Genomic DNA, 21,957 nt, shown 5'->3' with positions numbered 1-21,957 from the left:
GCGTTTGGCTAGCCTTCGGCTTTGCCCTGCCGCCAGTACCCCATGAACGCCACCTGTTTCCGGTCGATGCCCACGTCCCGCACCAGGTAGCGGCGCATGTCCTTGATGACGGCTGCTTCACCTGCGATCCAGGCGTAGAACGGCATGGCACCGGCGGGCATGTCCGGGTTCTTGGTGGCGCTGATGGCGGCGGTTTCCATCCGGGACGGTGTCTCCCAAAGGATGTCCTCGTCCACGTTGACGTCTTCGGGCTCGGGGCCTGCGCCGGCGTCGGAGGCTTTGATGCCCACCCAGCCCGGCACGGGGACGGCTTTGCGCACGGCCTCATGCAGCAGCTGCCCGTGTGGCCGGGACCGCCCGATGGCGGCGCCGCGGGCGAGCCAGGTGATTTCGATGTCCGCCGGGGAGCTGAGTTCCAGGAAGTCGCCTGCCTGCCGGACTTCCAGGAGGGCGTGGCCACTCATGTATGGCGGGAGCGTTTCCAGGATCGCGGAGATGGCGGGGACGGCGGTTTCGTCGCCGGCGAGCAGGACGCGCTGGGCCATGCCGGGGCGCCACTCGATACCGGAATAGGTTTCGGCGGTGACGCAGTGCGCGGCGCGGTTGTTCGGGCCGATGAGGGTGAGCGGGTCGCCGGGTTTGGCCTTGGATGCCCAGTCCGCTGCCGGCCCGGCGTGCCCATCCTCGTCGGCGTGCATCACAAAGTCGACGTCGATCTCGGGGTACACCGCATCCAGCCGCGCCTCCCGGACCGTATAGGTGCGCATCGAGCCGCGCACGGCCGGGTCCATGGCCAGCCAGTCCCGGTACCAGCCGGCGTGGGCCGTGTCGAAGGCGGGGACCGGCAGCGGCGTGCCGTCCGGGGCCCGTGACGGGATGACGAGCTTGACCCGGAGGTCCAGGGTGTGGCCGTGGACGCCGAAGTCACGCAAGGAGTAGCCGCCGAAGGTGATCCTGCGGAACGTGGGGCTGAGCTGCTGGACAGCTGAGACGGTCACCTCGAAGGCAAGGCTCATCGGCTGGGTTGCCGGCTGGTGGGTGGCGGCGCTTTCCCGGGTTTTCATGAAACGAGCTCCAGTTCGGTGGTTGTGGCGTGGTGCCGGCCGATGGGAAGGATCAGCGGGGTACCGGAGACGGGGTCCGGGATGACGCGGCTTTCCAGGCCGAAGACGTCTTTGACCCGGTCTTCCGTCACCACGTCCTGCGGGGAGCCCAGGGCTGCGACGGCGCCGTCCTTCATGGCGATGACGTGGTCCGCGTAGCGGGCGGCCAGGTTGAGGTCGTGCAGGACAATGGCCACGGTGGTGCCGCGCGTGCGGTTCAGGTCCGTCACCAGGTCCAGGACCTCCACCTGGTGGGCCAGGTCGAGGTAGGTGGTGGGTTCGTCCAGCAGCAGGACGTCGGTTTCCTGGGCAAGGGCCATGGCGATCCAGGCCCGCTGCCGCTGCCCGCCGGACAGTCCGTCCACGTCCCGCCCGGCGAGCTCCAGCGTTCCGGTGGCTTCCAGCGCGCGCTGCACCGCGGCGTCGTCCTTGACACTCCAGCTGCGGAAGAAGCCCTGGTGCGGGTAGCGTCCCCGCCCCACCAGGTCGCGGACGGTGATCCCGTCCGGGGCGCTGGGGTGCTGGGGCAGCAGGCCCAGGGCGCGGGCCAGTTCGCGCGCCGGACGGGAATGGATGTCCTTGCCGTCCAGGGTCACGGCGCCGCGCTCAGGTTTAAGGAGCCGGGACAGGCCTCGGAGCAGGGTCGACTTTCCGCAGGCGTTGGCGCCCACGATCATGGTCACCCTACCTTCGGGAATCCGGACGCTGAGGCCGTCCACCACGCAGCGCTGGTGGTAGCTGAGGGTCAGGTCCTTGGCTTGGAGAACTGCCACGTCAGGCATCCTTTCGGTTGGCCGTGACCAGGAGCCACAGCAGGAACGGGGCGCCGAGCGCGCCGGTGACCACGCCCACCGGGAGCACTGTGCCGCCCAAAAACAAGGGGGCCAGGTTGGCGGCGAAGTAGTCGGCCGCCAGGACAATCAGGGCGCCCACCATGGCCGACGCCGGCAGGCTGGCTTTGCCTGTGAAGCGGCGGGCGATGGGACCGGCCAGGAAGGCGACGAACGAGACCGGTCCGGCAGCCGCCGTCGCCACTGCTGCCAGCGATACCGCGACGACCACCAGTGCCAGGCGCGCGGTGTTGACCCGGACGCCCAGCCCGGCCGCTGCGTCATCCCCCAGTTCCAGGATTCGCAGCGGCCCGGCGATAAGCCCGGTGGCGGGAACCAGGGCGGCGAGCGCAAGGAAGAGGATCCCGGCGCGGTCCCAGTTGGCGGAGTTCAGGGATCCGTTCAGCCAGACCAGGGCGTCGGCGGCGGTGCGGATGTCGGCCCGGGTCATGAGGAAGCTGACCACGGCCTGGAGGGCTGCCGCGGTCCCCACACCGGCCAGGACCAGCCTGTTTCCGGCAGCGGTTCCCCTGCCGGTTCGGCGGGCGCCGCGGGAGATCGCGTAAATCAGGGCCGCCACGGCCAGGGCACCCGCCAGCGCCGCCGCGGACACAGCGGCACCGGATACGCCGAAAACAACGATCGCAACAACCGCCGCCGCACTGGCCCCCGAGCTGATGCCAATAACGTCGGGGCTGGCGAGGGGGTTCCGCAGCATCGTCTGGAACAGGGCGCCGGCCAGGCCGAACGCGATCCCGATCAGGGTGCCGATGACCGCGCGGGGAATTTTGTTCTCCATCACGATGAAGCTGGCTCCCGGAATCTTCGCGCCGCCGGTGAGGTGGTTGATGACGATGGTGAAGAAATCCGAAATGGTCACCGTGTAGCTGCCCAGCAGGACGGACGCGAAGAACAGGATCACGACGGCGGCAGCCAGCACCGCGGTCCGGTGCAGTCGCCCCCGTCCCCCGCGCTGCTCCATCACTTCTGGCCCCTTGGGACCGGTTTTGGCAGCCATATCTGATAGCGCAACGCCGGTCACAGGCCTGCCCCTTTCCCGCGGCGGACCAGCCACACGAACACGGGGGCGCCGACCAGGGCGGTCATGATGCCCGCCGGGATTTCACCGGGAAGCAGCACCACCCGGCCCACAATGTCCGCGCCCAGCAGCAGCGCCGGGGCGGCCACCAGGGACAACGGCAGGATCCAGCGGTAGTCCGGGCCGGTGAGGAAGCGGACGGCGTGCGGGATGACCAGGCCAACGAAGCCGATGGGCCCCGCCAGCGCGGTGGCCGTGCCGCACAGCAGGACCACCCCCAGGGCCACCACGGCGCGGGCCAGGCCCACCCGTTGGCCCAGCCCGCGGGCAACGTCGTCCCCCAGGGCAAGGCTGTTGAGGGTCCGCCCGGCCAGCAGCACAACCAGCGCACCCGCCGCCAGGAACGGCAAACCCGGCAGGAGTACCGGCCAGTCACGGCCCGCGATGCCGCCCACCTGCCAGAAGCGGAACCGGTCGAGGGTGTCCTGGCTGGAGACCAGGATGACGTTCATGAGCGATGACAGCCCGGCGCTCAATGCTGCTCCCGCCAGCGCGAGCTTCACCGGCGTTGCACCCTCCCGGCCCAGCGAGGCGATGAGGTACACCACGACGGCGGCCGCGGCGGCCCCGGTGAACGCGAACCAGATGTAGCCGGTGAAGGTGGTGACGCCGAACAGGTAGATTCCGGCCACTACCGCCAGGGCAGCCCCGGCGTTGACACCGATGATGCCGGGATCGGCCAGGGGATTGCGGGCAACACCCTGCATCGCCGCACCGGCAAGGCCCAGCGCACCGCCGGCCAGCAGGCCCAGGACGGTCCGCGGGATACGGGCGTGCACCACGGCATGGTCCCCGTTTGCGGGATCGAACGCTGTGAGCGCCTGCCACACAGTGCCGAGGGGAACGTCACGGGCGCCCACGGCCAGCGATGTGCCGGCCAGGAGGACCAGAACGACGACGGCGGCCAGCAGCCAGGCAGCAGGTTTCCTTCCCCGAGCATCACCCCGGAGGGTGCCCGGGGCTGCCGTGACCGGCACCTGGGTGCCGTTGTCCGCTGCCGGAGGCGCCGTCGTCGTACTCATGGAGGTGCGCCTACTTCACTGCGTCCGCTGCTGTGGCAAGCTGCGGGAGGAACGTGTCCAGGGACCACGGCAGGCTCAGCGGCGACGATGCCGAGATGGAAAGGGTCAGCATGTTGTCCGAATCGGCCACCAGGGCACCATTCTTGATGGCCGGGATCTGGCCGAGGAGCGGGTTCGCCTTGATGGCGTCGGTTGTGGAGGCATCCGGAACCCAGGTGACGAAGATGTCCGACTGCAGTTCATTGGCTTTTTCGGCGGACCACGGAATGTAGAACTCCTTGGAGCCCTTGGAGTTGTCCGCCACCACCGGGGCGAGGGTCATGCCGATCTCGCTGAGGAAGCGGGGGCGGTTGTCGTTGGCGGTGTAGACGTTCACGCCGTCGCCCTTGGCAGGCTCCAGGTTGCCGTAGATGAAGCTCTTGCCTTGGATCTGGGGGTACTGGGCCACCTTGTCCTTGACCGTCGACTCGGTGTCGGAAACCAGCTTGGCGGCTTCGGCGTCCTTGCCCAGGGCCTTGCCGATGATGGTGGTGGAGTCCTGCCAGGACGTCCCATAAGCCACCTCGGGGTGCGCCACCACGGGGGCGATTTCGCTGAGCTTCTTGTAGTCCTCTTCCGTCAGGCCCGAGTAGGCGGCGAGGATGACGTCCGGGCTGAGCTTGGCAATCTCCGTGAAGTTGATCCCGTCTGCTTCCGAGTACTGGGCGGGAGCCTTGGCCGAACCGAAGCCCGCGCCCAGTTTTTCCAGCGCGGCGTCCTTCCAGGGGGTGGAGCCCTTGTCATTGCCGCCCCACTCGTTCCTGGGGACGCCCACCGGAACCACGCCCAGCGCGATAGCGACATCGTCGTTGACCCAGGAAACGGTGGCAACCCGGGTGGGCTGCTTCTCGATGGTGGTACTGCCGTACACGTGCTCGATGGTGACGGGGAAGGCGGTGCTGCTGCTGGAACTGCCGGCATCCGCAACGGTGGTGGCGGGACCTGTGCTGCAGGCAGACAGCGTGAGGGCCGCCGCAGCCAGCACTGCGGCAGCCTTTCCGGCCGAGGAAAACAGCGTGCGGCGGGTGGGCGCTGGGCCGGGGAAGAGGGGGAACGACACGGGGCTCCTTGAATCGGGCTGATCAAAACTTAAGTAAGGCTAACCTATGTAAATACGCATTACGCAACACTTTTATCACCTAATCCACCATCGTGACGAAAACCACATTCTGCGATTGGCTGCTTGGACAGGACCCGCATCCTTTGGCAGGATGGCCCTTGCTGGTCCGGCTTTTGAGACACAGGACGGCTGAACAGGAAAAGGACAACGGGAACGATGCGCACGCAGAGGGCCAACCGGGCCGCCGCTGCCGTGGAGAGCGGGGTGGCCGCTTTGGCCTGCACCGCGGAGACTGACTGACTCCCCCGTTACCCCTGGCCCGGCTCCGGGCTGCCCACCTTCACGAAAGTTTCAGCCATGCAATCAGTCACGTCCCAGCAGATCCGTTCATCCTTCGTCAACGCCAGCCGCTCGGAAGCTGCAAAGCTCACCCTGCCCAAAAACTTCGAATCCCTCGACTGGGGCAGCCTGGAGTTCCTCGGCTGGCGGGACGAGAAGATGCCGCTGCGCGGCTACCTCGTGGTCCCAGGGCAAAAGGGCCTCACCGGGATCATGCTCCGGGCACCCGAACGAGGGGCCAAAAAGAACCGGTCGGTGCTGTGTGAGCTCTGCCGGGATGTGTTGTCCAAGGAGGACGTCTTGTTGTGGGTCGCCAAAAGGGCGGGCCAGTCCGGGCGGAACGGCAACACCGTCGGCACCCTGATCTGCGCCGACTTCGTGTGCTGCGGCAACGTCCGCAGGGAGCCGCCTGTCAATGAGATCAATCCAGATCCCGCAGCCGTGGTGGAACGCCAGATCAAGGGGCTTCAGGACCGCACGGCGCAGTTCCTGGCGCGCGTTCAGGCCAAGTAGGACGTCAGGCGAAGCAGGCGGGGGAAGTCCCGTTCACGGCCGTGAGCGGGACTTCCCTGCCTGCCGGTCAGCGGTAGGAGAAGCTCATCAGCACAGCCTTCAGCGCCTGGCCTTCGGCGCCCCAATACCAGGCCTTCGCCGCGTCATCGTTGGCGAACGGCTGCGCGCCGAACAGGACGTCCGCGCTCAAGACCCGGTCGCCAAGCAGCACCGGACCTTCCCGCATCTGTCCGTCCGGGGAAACAGGCAATCCAGCCGTGAGTTCCATGCGGTATCTTGCGGCGCCTTCACTGCGGTCTACAAAGAACGATGCATGCGGCGTGGGAACAGAATGGTCCCGGAGGCCCAGGACAGGGTCTGTTTCGATGACGGTCCGGGTGGCAGAGCCGGCGACGACGTCGGCGATTTGACCGTAGTAGATGTTGATGCGGCTGCTTCCTTCGGCATCGTGAACCGTAGCCGTTCCCACATACGGAGTTTTCGGCGGCTCGAAAAGCTCCACCGTCCAGTCCGCCGGGTGGCTGAAGGACAGCCGGCCGTCGGGAAAGGTGAAGACGTCCGGCCCCGGGGGAACCGGGGAAGATGTGGCGGCGGGAACTATTGCCCGGCCCGGGTCCGGGGCCACGGTGGAACTGGCGGCGGACGCCGGAGATGAACCGACATTCGCCGGGGTCCCCTCCGCGCAAGCTGCGAGAGGGAGCAGCGCAGCAGCGAGCGCGAGCGGTGCGCATTGAAGAAGGCGCATGGGAAGGCCTTTCAAGAGGACGCCATTGTTCACTCTTGGAACAGCGCGGACCCAGCTTCCCGCAGTACCGATGGGATTTCTTCAGGCGAGGTGTGGTTGGTCATCCCAGAGTGGCACAACGAAAACACCGGCCACCATTGCCCGCACAATAATTCCACCTATTTGTTATATTGCCCGGCTTTCTCAGCGAAGGACGATGTCCACCGGGTTCGCCTCCGACCGCCAGGCGCCCTCCTCGCCGGCGCGGGGACGGATCACCGGCGCTGTGAGGACACCGGAGCGGTTGGTGCGCCGGTCCCGGAGGATCTCGGTGACGGAGCCCAGGTGCCGGGACAGGTCGATCACGTTTTCAGGTGCGGCCAGCAGCAGCTGGAATCCGAATTCGTGCAGCGCCTTAATTCCGGCGCCGGCGAACTCCTCCGACGCGAGCACAAAGGCCTCGTCCATCATCACGGTGCCGTAGGTGGTGAAGCCCTGCTCGGCGATGCCCAGCTGGTAGCTCAGGGCCGCGGCCATGATGAAGGCGGTGAACCGTTGCCGCTCGCCGCCGGACATGGAGCCGGTGTCGGCGTGCATGAACACTTCGGTCTTCTTACCGCCACGGGGGCCGGTGACTTCCCGGTGCTCCTTGCACTGGATGAACAGGTGCCCGCGCACGTCCAGCACCTCGGCCCGCCACCTCCGGTCCTCGGGCGCCTGGGAGCCAAGCCGCTTCACCAGCGTCTCCAGGGATTTGTAGCGGGCGGTGAGCTCGCCGTCGTCGTCCCCCTCAGCGCCGGAACCCTCCGCCCGGCCGGCCTCCGATTTGGCCGGGCGGCTGTGCCGGGCCTTCAACGCGTTCTGGATGGCATCCTTGAACTGCTTGGCCGTCGGTGGCAGCGTCTGCTTGATGTCCAGTTCCAGGTAGCTGCCCTCGTGGAAGTTCACCTGCGACAGGATGCCGTTCAGGGGCAGGATGCGGCTGGTGATGGAGCGGCGTTCCTCGTCCAGCAGGTGCAGCAGGGTACTGAAGGACTCGTGCGTGCGCTGGTTGAAGAACTGCCGGAACTCCGCCTCCTGCGCGGGCAGGCCGTCGTTCACGATCGCGTGGTAGCGCGCCTCGAATTCGCTCGCGGCGCCGATGCTGGTGCCGTGGTCCGCCGAGATGGCGCTGCCCCACTCGCGCACGAAGCCTTCGAAAATGCGGGTAAGCCGCTCCGCCGTCGCCTGCCCCCGCGACTCCGCGGTGTGCAGTTCGCCCAGCAGCGCGGTCCGCACCCGGTTGGCCAGGTTGTCCAGCTCGTGCATTTCCGTGATCTCGCCGAAGTCGGCGAAGTAGGGTTCCAGGGCTTTGACGGTGGCGTCCGACGGCGGCGCCTGGGCCAGGCGGTCGCGCGCGGCTTCCAGCAGGCTGTCGGCAGCCGTCAGCTGGCGGTCGAGTGCCTTGTATTCGCTTTGCAGGACCGCTGCGGACTCGGTGCTGGACTGGTGCTTGTGCCGGACTTCCTCGATGGTGGCACGCAGCGGCTCCAGGTCCGCCTGTGCCGCCAGGGCATCCTTGAGCCGCTGCTCGATCCGCGCCAGCTCATCGGCCGCCACCGCGGCAGACACCTGTTCCCAGGGACGGTCGTCTTCCGCGATCCGGCGCAGTGCGTCAAGCTGCCGGCTCATGCCCTGGTGCGAATCCTCGCGGCTCTGCGCCAGTTCGGCGGCCTTGGCCACTTCCTGCCGGAGGTCCTCCACCTGCCCGGCCACGAGCTCCAGCTTGGCCGCGTTGTCGAAGCCCAGGACGTAATCCTGGCGGCTGGTGAACCGGTCGTCCTTCTCCACCGTGTGGCGGTTGCGCTTGACCACGCCGCCCAGGCTGAGGCCCTTGTCCAGGGCGGCCAGTTCGTCAGGATCCTCCACGCAGGGGTAGGCGAAGTCGAGGGCGATCCGCTCGCGGACCCATTCGCCGGCTTCAGCAGCCGCACCCGAGGCGAGGATGTCCAGCTTGGTGAGCAGGTCGCCGTCGCGCGCGTCCTCCACGGCGAGCGCGCCGCCGGCGAGCGGCTTGGAGACATCCACGGCCCGCAGCGCGCCGCGGACGTTGTGGTCGTTGAGGTAGCGGGTCACGGCGCCGAAGTGCTCGCCGGGAACCAGCAGGGTGGTGGCCAGGTTGCGCAGCGCCCGTTCGGCAGCGGGGCGCCACCGTTCCTCCCCTTCGGCGAGGTCCATGAGCTCGCCGGCGAAGGGCATGCGGTCCTCGGGGATGCCGGTTGCCGCGGCAATGGCGGCGCGGTTTTCAATGCTCGACGGCGGCAGCAACGATTTGCGCGTCTTCAGTGAGACGAGTTCCTGCTCAGCCGCGGCCAGTTCGCGTTTCCGGCTGGCGTGCGCGTCGAACGCCTCGAACCGCAGCTCCTGCAGGGCCTGCGAATCATCCTTCAGCTCGGCGGACCGGGCCGCCGCCTGCTCGTGTGCCTGCTCCCAGCCGGCGGCGCTCCACTCGAGCTGCAGGCCGGCGTCGGCCAGTGCCTGCTGGGCTGCCTCCTCCACCTGCTGGCGGAGTTTCAGGCCAACCCGGGCGTTCTCCAGCGACTGCTCAATGGCCGAGATCGCGTTGCCGCCCTGGTTGTTGTAGTCGGCCTCCAGCTCCCGTAATTCCTTGGCCAGGCCGTCGCGGACCGCACGCTCGGCGCCGAGTTCCTTGGCCTTGGCCTGCGCCAGCTCACGGAAACGGACCAGCGTCTTCTCGTGGACCGTTACTGACAGCTGCTGCTTGTACGCCTCGAATTCACCGCCCACCAGCTCCCGGAGCCGGTTCGCGTCCAGCAGCGACTGCGCGTATTCGCGGTTCAGCCCAGGGACAGGGGCCAACTGGTCGCGCTGCTGCCGGACATCTTCCAGCCGCTGGCGGATGGACATCAGGTTGCTGAACTCCTCCACCACGTCGTCCGCGGCGGTCAGCGTTGCCGGCGCGTCCAGGACCTGGTCGCGGAAGAAAGTGTTGACGCTGCCGCCAAGGCCCTTGCCTGCCTGGATCACACGCAGCAGGGGCAGCGCCTGGTCCGAGCTGATCCCCAGCAGCCGCCGGAACCGCTCCGCGAAGGCCTTGTGCACGTCGAAGACCTGGGCGTGCGGGAAGAGCGTCTCCAAGACGCCCTTGGTGAAGCGCTTGTCCGCGATACCCTCTACCGCTTCAAGGTCCAGGGGCACGTTGTCGATCAGGTAGAACCGGCCCACGCTGGACTCGGTGCCGTTCTTGGGCAGGTCGAACAGTGCCGAGACCGTCACCCGTGTGCCGGCGGCGTTGTCGAACGTCAGCGCGACGGCGGACCAGGTGGCACCCGGGCGCTGGAAGGCACTCGCTGAGCCCTCGCCCACGGCCTTGTCCCCCACCTTGCCGCGCATGTACGTGAACGTGGTCCGCTTGTCCTCCACGGCACCCGAACGCTGCGCAGCGGCCTCGTTCGACCTCGGCCGGGCATCGAACACCCGCAGCATTGCATCAAACAGCGTGGACTTGCCCACGCCGGAGTTACCCGTCAGCAGGGTGCCGTTCCGGTCCACGTGCATCGTGTGCGCGCCGTGGAACGTCCCCCAGTTGACCACCTGCACCAGCGCCAGGCGCATCTGCCCGGGGTTGGTCACGTCCCCCAACGGAAGCATGCTCGCGATCGTCACTTGGTCACCTCAGTCTTGCTTTCGTCCGCCTCGGCACCGGCGTCGTCGTCCCCCGCACCGTCCTCGTCCTCGTTCTCGTTCGACGAAGAGTCATCGAGGTCCAGCATTGCCTCTGTGCCGGCGGCGTCGGCCGAAGCCGCTACCAAGGCCTCGATGTGGGCCGGGATGTCGCCGATGTTTTCGAACGGGAGGGCCAGGGGCAGGGCGTTGGAGATGGTGTAGACGTCGTCCAGCCCAGTGGGGAGCAGGAGTTGGCGGGCCAGGAGCTTGGTGATGGCTCGCGTGACCACGTCCGAGTCCCGCAGGGCGTCCTGCTGGCCGGCGGGCTGGTAGTGCGCCACCAGGTCCGTGATTTCCTCGCGGGTGATGGTGGGGTCCGTCTGGGCCGTGACGTGCCGGTCCAGCAGCAGGCGCAGCCGGAGGAGCACGATGGTTTCCACCCGGCTGAGGGCGCGCTGCTGGCGCAGGATGCTGGACCGCGTGTTGCCGCCGATCACCTCCGGATCCACGGGGCGCAGGACGGCGATCTTCCGCTCGTGGTCCAGCTGCAGGGTCAGGAACAGCTCGGAAAGGCGGCTGCGCAGGATCACCTGGTTGTCCAGCAGCACCGTCCAGAGCTTTTCGTCCCGGCCGCCGTCAATGTAGGGGCCCTTGAGGAGCTTCACCAGGGCCTGCCGCACCTTCATCGACAGGACTCCGGTGTCGCCGGGGAACAAGGCGGCGCCGTCGACGAAGGTGTCGCGGGGTGAAACTGCAAAGGGGTACTCAGCGCCCGATGCCGCCCCCGCCCCTTCGCCGCGCGGCTGATCTTCGATCAGCCCAGCGCGCGGCTCCGACAGGCCCGATGCCACTCCCTGGGCGGCATCGGGCGCTGGGGTCGTGTCGTGTGAAACCTCAGTCATCTGAATCCTTTGCGAGCGTGACCACCGGCAGGTAGGCCTTGCGGGTGGAGCCGTCTATCTGTTCGAAGTCCAGGCCATCCCAGGCGCCGCGGTTGAAGTCCGCCCCGGCGTGGAGGGCTTCCGACAAGAGGGCGCGGATGGTGTTGATGTGCTGCTCTTCGGGCGGCAGCTGGTGCCAGGCATCGGCAAGGGTTGCAGCTCCTGCCATGGCCGCCCGGACCACCGCCGGTTTGGCCTTGCCGGTCCTCGGCGAGCGCACCCGGTCCGAGTCGGTGAAGGCGATGGGATCGGCCAGGCGGGGCGGCGCCGCGAACTCGTCGGGATCGAAAAGCTTCACCATGGACAGGGACTCAAAGCCGGCGTTGTAGAGGACGGGTCCGGGTACCAGGCCGGGGCGTTCCCGCTCGTACGCGAGGGAGCGGATGGCCTGCTCCGCTTCGCGCAGGACCTGCCGCAGCCGGACCGACTGGCGGAAGTCATCGCTCTGGACGTAGGTGTTGAGGCTTTCGCTCAGCTTGCCGTAGATGCGCTGGATCTGGCTGTGCTGCTGGCGGAGTTCGGCCACCAGGTTCTTCAGCGTTTCCCGGTCGTCGGGCGAGAGGTCGTCGGCGAACTGTCGGCTCAGCACCTCGCCGATCGCCGACCGGAACCTCAGCTGCTGCTGCGGATCCTCCAGGAATGCCGTGAAGGACCGGAACGTCCTGCCCTCGGGACTTTGGCGGAGCCGTTTATCGGCTTCCAGGACCTGCGCCATAGTGGCGCCCTTGGTCAGGGACTCCTCGATGATCTGGTTGCGGAGGCCGCCCACCAGTTCCTCGATCCGGTCACGCATCTTCTTGTAGTCCGCGGGCAGGCTGGCCGCCAGGTCCAGGATGTTTCCGGCGGCCTCCACCGCTTCATCGTCGTCCAGCAGGCCGTCGAACTCGCCGGTACTGATGTCCTGGATGAGCTGCTGCCGCTCTTCGATTTCCTCTTCGAGGGCTTCGAGCCGGGCGCTCTGGTCCGGGTTGGTTTCGTTGGCGAGCTTTTCCACGTCTCCCAGCAGGGTGCCCAGGCGGGACCCGTTCAGGGTGGACCGCTCGCTGGAGAGGCTGTCCAGGAAGGCGAGCACACGGGCCGCCGGCTCGGTTGCCTCGTAAACGATCTGGCCTGACTGGTTGCGGCGGGTCAGGAACTGCCGCCGGGTCCATTCGTCGCCAAAAGCCTTTCCGTTGGCCCCTCCTCCCAGCCCGGGATCCTGGCGGCGGAGCTCCTCAAGGAAGGAGTCGACGTCGGCATGGAATTCCTCAAGCGGAACCTGCGGCCGGGTGCGGGTGAAGGAAGCCTGGAGCACGGCAATCACCCACGGCGCCGAACGCGTCAGCGCCCAGGCGGGTCCCTTGGTGAGGAGTTCGAGGTCCCGGAGCCGGGCGCTGATGGCGTCAGCGGATGACCTGGCGGAGCGGGGCACACACTCTCCTTGGGCTGGTGGGCGGGGGCTGGGCAGGAGGTGGCCCGAAGTGGACGGACCGGAAAACTGCCAACTACAAGGTTAACGCAGGCCGCCGCGACCGCTTCGTGACCTACCTGCGGGTAGTGTTTCAATCCCGTATCAACAGTCACATCTGCCCCATCCAGCACTGGCTGGGCGTGCGGCCGTCCCCCTACGCTTCTGCTACTGGTCTTCGCCACCGCAGTCTTTTGCACAGCAACGTCGCAGCAGGGGGATTCATGCAGTTCGATTTAAGCTCAGTGGAAACAGCCACCTTGGTCTTCATCGGGACCCTGGTATTTGGCGCATTATTGGCCGCCTTCGTCCTCACGGCCGGACTGGTTGCCCTGGTAGTGCTGGGGGCCGGCAAGCTCACCTGGATGGTGGTGGTCAATACCCTGATGGCGGTAGTCCACGGGATCAACTCCGGCTGGGACAGGCTGGTCCACCGCGCCTCGGCCGTCGAGCTTCCCGGCGATTTCCAGCCCCAGCCGTCCCCTAGCACCGGAACCTACCCGCGGGTAATCTTGAGGGACAGCTGAAGGGTTCTCCAACCCGGCGGATCCATGGCTACACCGGCCAATCCGGCCAAGGAGATAACCCATGACCTCCGCAACTGACAGCCAGGCCAAAGACGCCCCGGCTGAAGAAACCCCCGTCCCCGCCGGAAACATCGGCGCCGGAGCTACCGCCGAAGATGCCCGGGCCGTCGCCGAGGCCGCCCGGGAAACAGGCTGGGACCGCCCCAGCTTCGCCAAGGGCCTTTATCTGGGCAATTTCGACCTGGACCTGGTCCACCCGTGGCCCGCCGCGGACCCCGCCTCCGTGGACCGGGGCGAGGAGTTCATGTCCCGCCTCACCGAGTTCGCAAAAACCATGTCCGGGCGGGTCATCGAACGGGATGCGAAGATTCCGGACGACTACATCAAGGGCCTGGCGGACCTGGGTGTCTTCGGGATGAAGATCCCGGAGGAGTACGGGGGGCTGGGCCTCTCCCTGGTGTATTACGGCCGGGCCCTCGCCCTGCTGGGGAGCGTGCACCCCAGTCTTGGCGCCCTCATCTCCGCCCACCAGTCCATCGGCGTGCCGGAGCCCGTCAAGGTCTTCGGCACGCCCGAACAAAAGCGCGAGTACCTGCCGCGGTGTGCCGCGGGTGCCGTCACGGCCTTCCTCCTGACCGAACCCGACGTCGGGAGCGACCCCGCCCGCCTGGGCAGCACGGCAACGCCAACGGACGACGGCGACGCGTACCTTTTGGACGGCGTGAAGCTTTGGACCACCAACGGCGTGATCGCCGAACTGGTGGTGGTGATGGCCGTGGTTCCGGCGCACACCGACGCGCACGGCACCCGGCACAAGGGCGGCATCAGCGCCTTCGTGGTGGAGATGGATTCGCCCGGCATCACGGTGGAGAACCGCAACGCGTTCATGGGCCTGCGGGGCATCGAGAACGGCGTGACCCGCTTCCATCAGGTGCGCGTGCCGGCCGCCAACCGGCTGGGCCGCGAGGGCCAGGGCCTGAAGATCGCGCTCACCACACTCAACACCGGCCGCCTTGCGCTCCCGGCACTGTGCGTGGCGTCCGGGCGATGGAGCCTGAAGATTGCCCGCGAATGGTCCAATGCGCGCACCCAGTGGGGCAGGCCCGTGGGCGAACACGAGGCCGTGGGCAAGAAGATTGCGTTCATCGCGGCCTCGGCCTTTGCCCTGGACGCGGTGTTTGAACTGTCCGCCGAACTTGCCGATGCGGGGCAGAAGGACGTCCGCATCGAAGCGGCGCTCGCAAAGCTTTGGGCCACGGAGATCAGCTGCCGGATCGCGGACGAGCTGGTCCAGATCCGGGGCGGGCGGGGGTTCGAAACAGCCGAGTCGCTGGCCGCCCGCGGGGAACGCGCAGTACCGGCGGAGCAGCAGCTGCGGGACCTCCGCATCAACAGGATCTTCGAAGGGTCCTCCGAAATCATGCGGCTGCTGATTGCGCGGGAAGCTGTGGACGCGCACCTTGCCGCCGCGGGCGACCTCGCCTCCCTGGATGCGAGCCTGGCCGACAAAGCGAAAGCCGCCGTCGGTGCTTCCGGCTTCTACGCCAAGTGGCTCCCCAAGCTGTTGGCGGGCGCCGGCATGGACCCCCGCTCGTATGGCGAGTTCGGCAGGCTGGCCAGGCACCTTCGCTTCGTTGAACGCTCGTCGCGGCGCCTGGCGCGGCAAACTTTTTACGGCATGGGCCGGTGGCAGGCCAAGCTTGAGCGCAAGCAGGCGTTCCTGGGCCGCGTGGTGGACATTGGCGCGGAACTGTTCGCCATGACCGCCTGCTGCTCCCGGGCCGAGATGCTCCTCAAGTCCTCCCCTGGCAAGGCCGCCGGCGCCTACGAGCTCGCCGACGCCTATTGCGAGCAGGCTAGGGTGCGCGTGGACGAATACTTCGACCAGCTGTGGCGGAACACGGACGACGCCGACCAGGCACTGACGCGCAAGGTCCTCGCGGGCGATTATGAATGGCTGGAAGTGGGGGTCCTGGACCAATCGGAGGGCACGGGCCCGTGGATCGCCGACGCTTCGCCCGGGCCTTCCGCCAAGGAGGACCTCCACCGGAAGTACCGGTAAAACTGCAGGTCACAAAATAGTAAGCACGCTTGCTATCACCCCGGACGGGTGGTTGAGTTGAGCCATGAGCAGCTCAACGGACCCAGAGAACCTGCCTCCCCGCCGTGCCCGGGAGGACGAAACCACCCGGGGCGGAGGCCACCGGGAAGCAGCCGCGGACGACGCCGCCACGCGCTCGATGGACCAGGCACCGATCCGCCCCAGGGACCGCGACCGGGCCGTGGACCGGGACTATGTGGCGCCGACGGCCGAGCGGACGTACGCTCCTGCCCCGACCACAGCGACCCCCGTGGTGGCACCCGCGGCGGACCCAACCCTGGCAGACAGGGAAACTGCCGTGGCGCGCCAGAAGGAGCGGTTCGGCGGCATCAAGGTTGGCTCTGCCTTCTTTGGCTGGCTGACCGCCACCGGAATGGCCGTCCTGCTGACCGCATTGGTGGCAGCGGCCGGGACCGCCGTGGGCCTTGCCAGCAACACCGACGTCAACCAGGCCGTAAACCAGGCCGCCCAGAACAGCGGCACGGTCGGTTTAGTGGGGATTATCGTCCTGCTGGTGATCCTGTTCCTCTCCTATTACTGCGGCGGCTACGTGGCAGGCCGCATGGCCCGCTTCAACGGCGTCAAGCAGGGAATCATGGTGTGGATCTGGGCCCTGATCGCGGCCGTTGTGGTGGCCATCCTGGGGCTCGTGGCAGGGCAGCAGTTCAACGTCCTGGCCAACCTGAACAGCTTTCCGCGCATCCCCATCAATGAAGGACAGCTGACCACCACCAGCATTATCGCCGCGGTGGTGGTTGCGGCGGTGGCGCTCGTGGGTGCGGTGCTCGGCGGCCTGGCGGGCATGCGGTTCCACCGGAAGGTTGACCGTGCCGGATTCACCCCGGACAGCGAGTTTTACGACGACGAGGAGTAGTCAGGCGAGGATGTCGCCGTCCACGTACAGCCAGTGCCCGCCCTCCCGGACGAACCGGCTGTTCTCGTGAAGGACGCCGCGGTCCTTGCCGTGCCGGTAGAACGCCTTGAATTCCACGGTTCCTTCCGTGTCGAAGGGACCCCCGTTCCCGGTGGCCACAATGTCCAGGCGGCGCCATTCCATGGCAGGGTCCAGGTCCAGGGCTGCCGGCGCGGTGGACGGATGGTGGGTGCGCAGAAGGTAGGCCTCGTCGAGCAGGGCAAAGGCGCTGTACCGGGACCGCATCAGCTGTTCCGCCGTGGCAGCCTCCGCCCGGCCGGAATGGAACCGGCCACAGCACGCCGCGTACGGATCTCCGGACAGACATATGCAGTTTGCGGAATCTATTGATGCGGTCACCCGGTGATGCTGTCATATCGGGTAACAGCTTCGCTACAACCTGGCACCGGGCCCTGCCCGCCCGGGCACGGCCGGACAAAAATCCGTATGGTGGAGAAGGAGCTTTGCGCCCGGCCTTATGCGCCGCACGCGGGCCCAGGATGTTGGCCAGAGAGGAGAAGACGTGGAGAACCCGGACACTCTCGTCCTCAACCTGACCTTCCTGGGCACGATGGGCGTGGCTCTCCTGATGTTCCTGGTCCTCTTCCTGCTCGGGGTTATCACCCTGGTCCTCGCGGGCCTGGGGCGCCTCACGGCCGTCGTGCTGATGACCCTGCTCGGGCGGGCGCCCGGCAAACGGGACTCCGCCGGTTCCGCCGGCGCACCCGCCAGGCAGCCCCGCCCGCGAACGACGTTCCGGGAACGTGCCGCCGCGCTGAAGCCGGGCCGGCTGAAGGAGTCGCTGCGCACCGCCGTCGTACGCCACCCGAAACTTGCCGCAGCCCGCCCTGAACCGCAGGTCCTCGCCGAAGACTGGGCCTCCGCCGTCGCGGAAGCCGACAAGCGTGCCCAGGCCAGGGCGCGGGCGGCTGTGCCGGAAATCAAACTGTCCGTGCGGGATCTTCCGGATCCGGCCGTCCCCGCGGACAAGGTCTCCGAGGTAGCCCCGCTGGTGGAGTCCGCCCTGCACAACCACCGGCCGCCCCATGAGATGCCGCGGTCCTTCAAGAAGCCCCAGCCGCTGCATCCGCTGCCGCCGCTGGATACTGGGTCCCTCGTTTCGCTGGCCGGCCCGCAACAGGTACTCAAGGAGCAGCAGGCCAAGGAGAATGGCTAAGCCCTTACCCTGAGCAACCATGTGGGTTAGCGTGAACACATGGAATTCAGATACCTCGGAAACAGCGGCTTCAAAGTCTCGGAAATCACGTTCGGCAACTGGCTGACCCACGGTTCACAGGTGGAAAACGACGTCGCAACCCAGTGTGTGCGCGCCGCCCTCGATGCCGGCATCAGCACCTTCGACACCGCGGACGTCTACGCGAACACAGCCGCGGAAACCGTCCTGGGCCAGGCCCTGAAGGATGAGCGCCGCGAGTCCCTGGAAATTTTCACCAAAGTCTTTGGCCCCACCGGCCCCAAGGGCAAGAACGATCTTGGTCTGTCCCGCAAGCACATCATGGAATCCATCAACGGTTCGCTGCGCCGGCTGCAGACGGACTACGTGGACCTTTACCAGGCCCACCGGTACGACTTCGAAACACCGCTGGAAGAAACCATGCAGGCGTTCGCGGACATCGTCCGGCAGGGCAAGGCGCTGTACATCGGCGTGAGCGAGTGGACCGCGGAACAGCTCCGCGAAGGCCACAAGCTGTCCAGGGAACTGGGCTTCCAGCTCATCTCCAACCAGCCGCAGTACTCCATGCTCTGGCGCGTGATCGAGGCCGAGGTGGTCCCGGCGTCGGAAGAGCTGGGCGTGTCCCAGATAGTGTGGTCGCCCATGGCCCAGGGTGTCCTCAGCGGCAAGTACCTGCCCGGCCAGCCCGCCCCCGAAGGCACTCGCGCCACGGATGAAAAGGGCGGTGCCAAAATGATCCAGCGGTGGATGCGCGACGACGTCCTGGCAGCCGTGCAGGAACTGAAGCCGATCGCCCAGGAGGCTGGCCTCACCATGCCGCAGCTCGCTGTGGCCTGGGTGCTGCAGAACCCCAACGTTGCATCCGCCATCGTGGGCGCCTCCCGTCCCGAGCAGATTGCCGACAGCGTGGGCGCGGCCGGCGTGAAGCTGGAGGCGGAGGTCCTCAAGCGGATCGACGACGCCGTCGGTGGCCTCGCCGAACGCGACCCAGCACAGACCAAGTCGCCGGCTACCCGGGAAGCCTAAGTGGCATCCCCGACGGAACTGCCGGACCTCGCTGTCAGCGGATCCACCGGAGGCCTGGGTGGAATGGTGGCACGGCAACTTGCCGCGTCCGGTTTCGCCCAGCGCCTGCTGGTGCGCGACCCCGCACGGGCCCCGCAGCTGGATGATGCGCATCCGGTGGTGTGTTCCTACGGGGACGGCGCCGCCTCCCGCCAGGCGCTGGACGGGGCGAAAGTCCTGTTCATGGTGTCCGCCGCCGAGGCCGAAGACCGGCTGCAGCAGCACTACGCATTCGTGGACGCTGCTGCGGCTGCCGGTGTGGAGCACGTGGTGTACACCTCCTTCTACGGGGCGGCACCGGATGCCACCTTCACCCTGGCCAGGGACCACTACGCCACCGAGGAGCGGATCAAGGCGTCCGGGATGGCGTACACCTTCCTGCGCGACAACTTCTACCTCGACTTCCTGCCGCTGATGACGGGCGACGACGGCGTGATCCGGGGCCCTGCCGGGGATGGCGTTTTCTCCGGGGTGGCGCGGGAGGACGTTGCCCGCAGCGCCCACGCCGTGCTGCGGGATCCCGCCATCCACACGGGCAAGACGTACGACCTGACCGGCCCGGAGGAACTGAGCATGGCGCAGGCTGCCGAGGTGCTGAGCGCCGGCACGGGGCGGCAGGTCCGCTACCAGCCGGAGACGGTGGAGGAAGCCTACGCGTCGCGGGCTTCCTACGGCGCCCCGCAGTGGCAGCTGGACGCGTGGGTCAGCACCTACACGGCGATGGCGGCCGGCGAGATGTCGGGACTTTCGCCGGATGTGCACGGACTGACCGGGCAGGACCCCATCAGCCTGGCCGAGTTCCTGACCCGGCCGGTGCTGTAGTCCGGTTAATTTCGTTGACGGACGGGTTGGCCCGGCGTAGACCTGTGGCGGGGGGACTTTAGTCCGCCGAGCAGAATCGCACCGCCATGAATCCCAGCAACCAGCAGTCCACCCGGCAGGAGCCGGCGCCCGCTCCGGCGCCCGCTGCACAGCCTTCCTCCGGCCCGCTCACCCAGGAGGAACTGCAGCTCGCCGCCCGCAACCATTCCATGCCGCTGGAGGCACTACGCCGCGAGGTCACGCCGCCCGGACTCCACTACGTCCTCACGCACTTCGACATTCCCGACCTGGACGTTTCCTCCTGGCACCTGCGGATCGGCGGCGCAGTGGAACGTGCCCTCGAGCTGAGCATGGCCGCGCTTCGCCGCGACCCGGCCATCACTGTGCCCGTCACCCTTGAGTGCGCGGGCAATGGCAGGTCGCTCCTGGAGCCGCGGCCCCTCAGCCAACCCTGGGTCCTGGAGGCGGTGGGCACCGCACAGTGGACCGGCGTGCCGCTTGCCTATCTCCTGGGCAAGGCCGGTGTGCTGCCGGACGCGGCGGAGGTGGTGTTCACGGGGGCAGATGCCGGGGTGCAGGGCGGCGTCCCCCAGCGCTACGCACGCAGCCTGCCGATTCGCGAGGCCCTGCGTCCCGACGTCGTCCTTGCCTACAAAATGAACGGAGCCGTTCTGCCGCCGCAGCATGGTTACCCGCTGCGGCTGGTGGTCCCGGGCTGGTACGGGATGGCCAGCGTCAAATGGCTGGAGTCCATCGAGGTGGCCAGGGCACCGTTCACCGGGTTCCAGCAACAGGTTGCCTACCGCTACCAGAGCTCCGCGGACGACGGCGGCAGCCCGGTTTCGCGGATCAGGGTGCGTTCGTTGATGGTCCCGCCGGGGGTCCCGGACTTCTTCACCCGGCGGCGGTTCCTCCGCGCGGGCCCGGTGATGCTGGAGGGCCGGGCATGGTCCGGGGAAGGTGCCGTGACCGCCGTCGAGGTGGGGATCGACGGCACCTGGCTTCCCGCCCACCTGGATAAACCGGCAGGTGGTTTCGCGTGGCGGAGGTGGAGCCTGCCCTGGGTCGCGGACCCGGGCGAACACGTCCTGGCCTGCCGCGCCACGGACATCACCGGCGCCACCCAACCACTGGAGCAGAACTGGAACTACCAGGGAATGGGAAACAACGTGGTGCAGCGCGTCACCGCGACGGTGGAGTGACGCTGGACCGGCTTCCCGGGGCGGCACCCCCTGGGGCTATACTCGGTGCCAATTATGACCAGCCTCCCATCTGCTCCCGCCAGTGTCCGAATCGATGCGTGGCTCTGGGCCGTCCGCGCCTACAAGACCCGGTCTGCCGCCACTGCAGCCTGCCGCGCAGGGCATGTCCGGCTGAACGGCAATCCCTCCAAGGCGTCGGCAACACTGGTGACCGGTGATACCGTCACGGTCCGCATGCCAGGCTACGAGCGGATCCTTGAGGTGCGGCGGCTCATTGCCAAACGCGTGGGGGCCGAGGCTGCGTCGCACTGCTTCACCGACCACACTCCCCCGCGGCCCGTCCTTCCGGCGCTTGGGTTGCCGCAGCGCGACCGGGGCGCCGGACGGCCCACCAAGAAGGACCGCCGCGAGATGGAGCGGCTGCGGGGCCCTGCCTAGCGCACGTGCTGCCGCGTCAGGCACCCGCCTTGGTGCGTGCCTGCACCAGGTTGGCGAACGGCAACCGGCCATATTCCTCCACAAAGGCAGCGTGGTAACCCGCTTCCGCGCTGCTCAGCTGGCCGGCCGGAAGTTCCTTCCACGCAACGGCCAGTGATTCCGCGTCAGCGAGCTGCCAGACAAGCCGCCCGTCCCAGTGGCCGGGCGGCTTTCCTTGCCCAAAGTCAACGAACTCCTGGATCTGGCGCCGAAGCCCCCGGTTACCCTTGCTTCCGGGTCCGGCCTTTCCCAAGTAGAGAACGACCGCGGCGTCCACCCATTCGGTGGCCAACACGGCTTCGGGGAGGGAAGGGTCCTTCTTCTTGAAGACTCCGGCGGTGCTTTTCGTGAGAAAGCGCGCCTGGAAGTCTTCCGGCACAACGACGGCGAAGAGGCCTGTGCCCTGCGGAATCCTCATGGTTTCGAGGTTTCGGATAGGCCGGAATCCGGCGAAGCCTTCGACCTTCAGGCCCTTCCTGGTGAACTGCATAATTCATTGAACCGCATGGCACGGGCCATTGCTGCGTTTGCGTTTTCCACATAGGGACTTTGGGTGGCCGGGATTGTCACACCCTGCTGGAAGACTTTGGCTATGGAAGCGGTTTTGGAATCGGCGGCAGTACAACAGGGGGTGCGGTGCGCCGAACCTTCCAGTGTTGGTCCCACGCCATACCCGCCCGCCGCACCTTCCATTGGGGATGTCCTGGACCTGCTCGCCCGCGTCCCGGTCCCTGCGGATGGTGCCGGCATGATCGAGCAGATTCGTGGGTTGGAGGATCTGAAGTCCTTGGCGGGTGCCCGGCAGGCTGATACCGCTGTCGCTTTTGATTTATCCCAGCGGCGGGAGCAGGCCGAGGCCGGGGTCCCGGCTG

The 21,957-nt window shown here is 67.4% G+C and carries 20 protein-coding genes; 9 read left to right on the top strand and 11 right to left on the bottom strand.

Annotation, left to right across the window (positions count from 1 at the left end):
* Positions 1 to 8 precede the first annotated feature (8 nt).
* The 5 genes from PUN51_RS20405 to PUN51_RS20385 are packed head-to-tail and all read right to left on the bottom strand — an operon-like array spanning position 9 to position 5,153.
* A complete protein-coding gene (locus PUN51_RS20405) occupies positions 9 to 1,064 on the bottom strand; it encodes a siderophore-interacting protein (protein WP_275182350.1) in 1,056 nt (351 codons plus the stop codon).
* Positions 1,061 to 1,876: an ABC transporter ATP-binding protein gene (locus PUN51_RS20400; protein WP_275182349.1), complete on the bottom strand. Its 816-nt coding sequence runs from the start codon at positions 1,874 to 1,876 to the stop codon at positions 1,061 to 1,063. The genes PUN51_RS20405 and PUN51_RS20400 overlap by 4 nt, the downstream gene beginning before the upstream one ends.
* A 1-nt stretch (position 1,877) precedes the next feature.
* Complete coding sequence (locus PUN51_RS20395) at positions 1,878 to 2,915, bottom strand: FecCD family ABC transporter permease (RefSeq protein ID WP_275182357.1); 1,038 nt, start codon at positions 2,913 to 2,915, stop codon at positions 1,878 to 1,880.
* Between the two features lie 56 nt (positions 2,916 to 2,971).
* Positions 2,972 to 4,054 (bottom strand): FecCD family ABC transporter permease, encoded by a 1,083-nt coding sequence (locus tag PUN51_RS20390; RefSeq protein ID WP_275182348.1) that lies wholly within the window; start codon positions 4,052 to 4,054, stop codon positions 2,972 to 2,974.
* A 10-nt stretch (positions 4,055 to 4,064) separates the two neighbouring features.
* Positions 4,065 to 5,153 carry an iron-siderophore ABC transporter substrate-binding protein gene (locus PUN51_RS20385; RefSeq protein ID WP_275182346.1) on the bottom strand — a complete coding sequence of 363 codons (1,089 nt, stop codon included), beginning with the start codon at positions 5,151 to 5,153 and terminating at the stop codon, positions 4,065 to 4,067.
* A 357-nt stretch (positions 5,154 to 5,510) separates the two neighbouring features.
* Here PUN51_RS20385 and PUN51_RS20380 point away from each other — a divergent pair, with 357 nt between their 5' ends.
* Positions 5,511 to 6,005 carry an FBP domain-containing protein gene (locus PUN51_RS20380; RefSeq protein WP_275182345.1) on the top strand — a complete coding sequence of 165 codons (495 nt, stop codon included), beginning with the start codon at positions 5,511 to 5,513 and terminating at the stop codon, positions 6,003 to 6,005.
* A 67-nt stretch (positions 6,006 to 6,072) separates the two neighbouring features.
* On the opposite strand, the gene PUN51_RS20375 is transcribed toward PUN51_RS20380, so the two are convergent.
* The 4 genes from PUN51_RS20375 to PUN51_RS20360 all read right to left on the bottom strand — a co-directional run bounded on the left by PUN51_RS20375 (position 6,073) and on the right by PUN51_RS20360 (position 12,747).
* On the bottom strand, positions 6,073 to 6,750 hold the full coding sequence (locus tag PUN51_RS20375; protein ID WP_275182344.1) for a hypothetical protein: 678 nt from the start codon (positions 6,748 to 6,750) through the stop codon (positions 6,073 to 6,075).
* Positions 6,751 to 6,933: 183 nt separating this feature from the next.
* Positions 6,934 to 10,395 (bottom strand): ATP-binding protein, encoded by a 3,462-nt coding sequence (locus PUN51_RS20370; RefSeq protein WP_275182342.1) that lies wholly within the window; start codon positions 10,393 to 10,395, stop codon positions 6,934 to 6,936.
* Positions 10,392 to 11,297, bottom strand: coding sequence for a DUF4194 domain-containing protein (locus PUN51_RS20365; RefSeq protein ID WP_224023653.1), 906 nt, complete (start codon positions 11,295 to 11,297; stop codon positions 10,392 to 10,394). Before PUN51_RS20365 ends, PUN51_RS20370 begins: the two co-directional genes overlap by 4 nt.
* Positions 11,290 to 12,747 (bottom strand): DUF3375 family protein, encoded by a 1,458-nt coding sequence (locus PUN51_RS20360; RefSeq protein WP_275182340.1) that lies wholly within the window; start codon positions 12,745 to 12,747, stop codon positions 11,290 to 11,292. The genes PUN51_RS20365 and PUN51_RS20360 overlap by 8 nt, the downstream gene beginning before the upstream one ends.
* A 260-nt stretch (positions 12,748 to 13,007) precedes the next feature.
* Here PUN51_RS20360 and PUN51_RS20355 point away from each other — a divergent pair, with 260 nt between their 5' ends.
* The 3 genes from PUN51_RS20355 (at position 13,008) to PUN51_RS20345 (ending at position 16,285) form a co-directional block, all read left to right on the top strand.
* Complete coding sequence (locus PUN51_RS20355; RefSeq protein ID WP_275182338.1) at positions 13,008 to 13,310, top strand: hypothetical protein; 303 nt, start codon at positions 13,008 to 13,010, stop codon at positions 13,308 to 13,310.
* Positions 13,311 to 13,371: 61 nt separating this feature from the next.
* On the top strand, positions 13,372 to 15,372 hold the full coding sequence (locus PUN51_RS20350) for an acyl-CoA dehydrogenase family protein (protein WP_275182336.1): 2,001 nt from the start codon (positions 13,372 to 13,374) through the stop codon (positions 15,370 to 15,372).
* 64 nt (positions 15,373 to 15,436) lie between these two features.
* Positions 15,437 to 16,285: a hypothetical protein gene (locus PUN51_RS20345; protein WP_275182334.1), complete on the top strand. Its 849-nt coding sequence runs from the start codon at positions 15,437 to 15,439 to the stop codon at positions 16,283 to 16,285.
* On the opposite strand, the gene PUN51_RS20340 is transcribed toward PUN51_RS20345, so the two are convergent.
* Positions 16,286 to 16,684 carry a YchJ family protein gene (locus tag PUN51_RS20340; RefSeq protein WP_236560683.1) on the bottom strand — a complete coding sequence of 133 codons (399 nt, stop codon included), beginning with the start codon at positions 16,682 to 16,684 and terminating at the stop codon, positions 16,286 to 16,288.
* A gap of 163 nt (positions 16,685 to 16,847) precedes the next feature.
* Between PUN51_RS20340 and PUN51_RS20335 the strand changes: the two genes are divergently transcribed.
* The 5 genes from PUN51_RS20335 (at position 16,848) to PUN51_RS20315 (ending at position 21,046) form a co-directional block, all read left to right on the top strand.
* Positions 16,848 to 17,501 carry a hypothetical protein gene (locus PUN51_RS20335; protein WP_275182332.1) on the top strand — a complete coding sequence of 218 codons (654 nt, stop codon included), beginning with the start codon at positions 16,848 to 16,850 and terminating at the stop codon, positions 17,499 to 17,501.
* Between the two features lie 39 nt (positions 17,502 to 17,540).
* Positions 17,541 to 18,545: an aldo/keto reductase family protein gene (locus tag PUN51_RS20330; protein WP_159629735.1), complete on the top strand. Its 1,005-nt coding sequence runs from the start codon at positions 17,541 to 17,543 to the stop codon at positions 18,543 to 18,545.
* Positions 18,546 to 19,406 carry an SDR family oxidoreductase gene (locus PUN51_RS20325; protein ID WP_275182330.1) on the top strand — a complete coding sequence of 287 codons (861 nt, stop codon included), beginning with the start codon at positions 18,546 to 18,548 and terminating at the stop codon, positions 19,404 to 19,406.
* Positions 19,407 to 19,492: 86 nt separating this feature from the next.
* Positions 19,493 to 20,608 (top strand): sulfite oxidase, encoded by a 1,116-nt coding sequence (locus PUN51_RS20320; RefSeq protein WP_275182328.1) that lies wholly within the window; start codon positions 19,493 to 19,495, stop codon positions 20,606 to 20,608.
* Between the two features lie 54 nt (positions 20,609 to 20,662).
* The gene (locus PUN51_RS20315; protein ID WP_142070227.1) at positions 20,663 to 21,046 is read left to right on the top strand and encodes an RNA-binding S4 domain-containing protein; all 384 of its coding nucleotides are present in this window, start codon (positions 20,663 to 20,665) and stop codon (positions 21,044 to 21,046) included.
* A 16-nt stretch (positions 21,047 to 21,062) separates the two neighbouring features.
* On the opposite strand, the gene PUN51_RS20310 is transcribed toward PUN51_RS20315, so the two are convergent.
* Complete coding sequence (locus PUN51_RS20310; RefSeq protein WP_159629729.1) at positions 21,063 to 21,575, bottom strand: hypothetical protein; 513 nt, start codon at positions 21,573 to 21,575, stop codon at positions 21,063 to 21,065.
* Between the last annotated feature and the right edge of the window lie 382 nt (positions 21,576 to 21,957).

This window comes from Arthrobacter sp. NQ4 (genome assembly GCF_029077345.1).
Classification (GTDB): domain Bacteria; phylum Actinomycetota; class Actinomycetes; order Actinomycetales; family Micrococcaceae; genus Arthrobacter.
Note: the sequence above shows the minus strand (reverse complement) of the source record. Positions and strands in the feature narration are given on the sequence as shown.

Bases quoted from the DNA above. Each gene is read 5' to 3' on its own strand.
- PUN51_RS20330 (WP_159629735.1), top strand. From the start codon at position 17,541: ATGGAATTCAGATACCTCGGAAACAGCGGCTTCAAAGTCTCGGAAATC.
- PUN51_RS20345 (WP_275182334.1), top strand. From the start codon at position 15,437: ATGAGCAGCTCAACGGACCCAGAGAACCTGCCTCCCCGCCGTGCCCGG.
- PUN51_RS20405 (WP_275182350.1), bottom strand. From the start codon at position 1,064: ATGAAAACCCGGGAAAGCGCCGCCACCCACCAGCCGGCAACCCAGCCG.
- PUN51_RS20355 (WP_275182338.1), top strand. From the start codon at position 13,008: ATGCAGTTCGATTTAAGCTCAGTGGAAACAGCCACCTTGGTCTTCATC.
- PUN51_RS20365 (WP_224023653.1), bottom strand. From the start codon at position 11,297: ATGACTGAGGTTTCACACGACACGACCCCAGCGCCCGATGCCGCCCAG.
- PUN51_RS20315 (WP_142070227.1), top strand. From the start codon at position 20,663: ATGACCAGCCTCCCATCTGCTCCCGCCAGTGTCCGAATCGATGCGTGG.
- PUN51_RS20350 (WP_275182336.1), top strand. From the start codon at position 13,372: ATGACCTCCGCAACTGACAGCCAGGCCAAAGACGCCCCGGCTGAAGAA.
- PUN51_RS20320 (WP_275182328.1), top strand. From the start codon at position 19,493: ATGAATCCCAGCAACCAGCAGTCCACCCGGCAGGAGCCGGCGCCCGCT.
- PUN51_RS20395 (WP_275182357.1), bottom strand. From the start codon at position 2,915: ATGGAGCAGCGCGGGGGACGGGGGCGACTGCACCGGACCGCGGTGCTG.
- PUN51_RS20380 (WP_275182345.1), top strand. From the start codon at position 5,511: ATGCAATCAGTCACGTCCCAGCAGATCCGTTCATCCTTCGTCAACGCC.
- PUN51_RS20390 (WP_275182348.1), bottom strand. From the start codon at position 4,054: ATGAGTACGACGACGGCGCCTCCGGCAGCGGACAACGGCACCCAGGTG.
- PUN51_RS20310 (WP_159629729.1), bottom strand. From the start codon at position 21,575: ATGCAGTTCACCAGGAAGGGCCTGAAGGTCGAAGGCTTCGCCGGATTC.
- PUN51_RS20375 (WP_275182344.1), bottom strand. From the start codon at position 6,750: ATGCGCCTTCTTCAATGCGCACCGCTCGCGCTCGCTGCTGCGCTGCTC.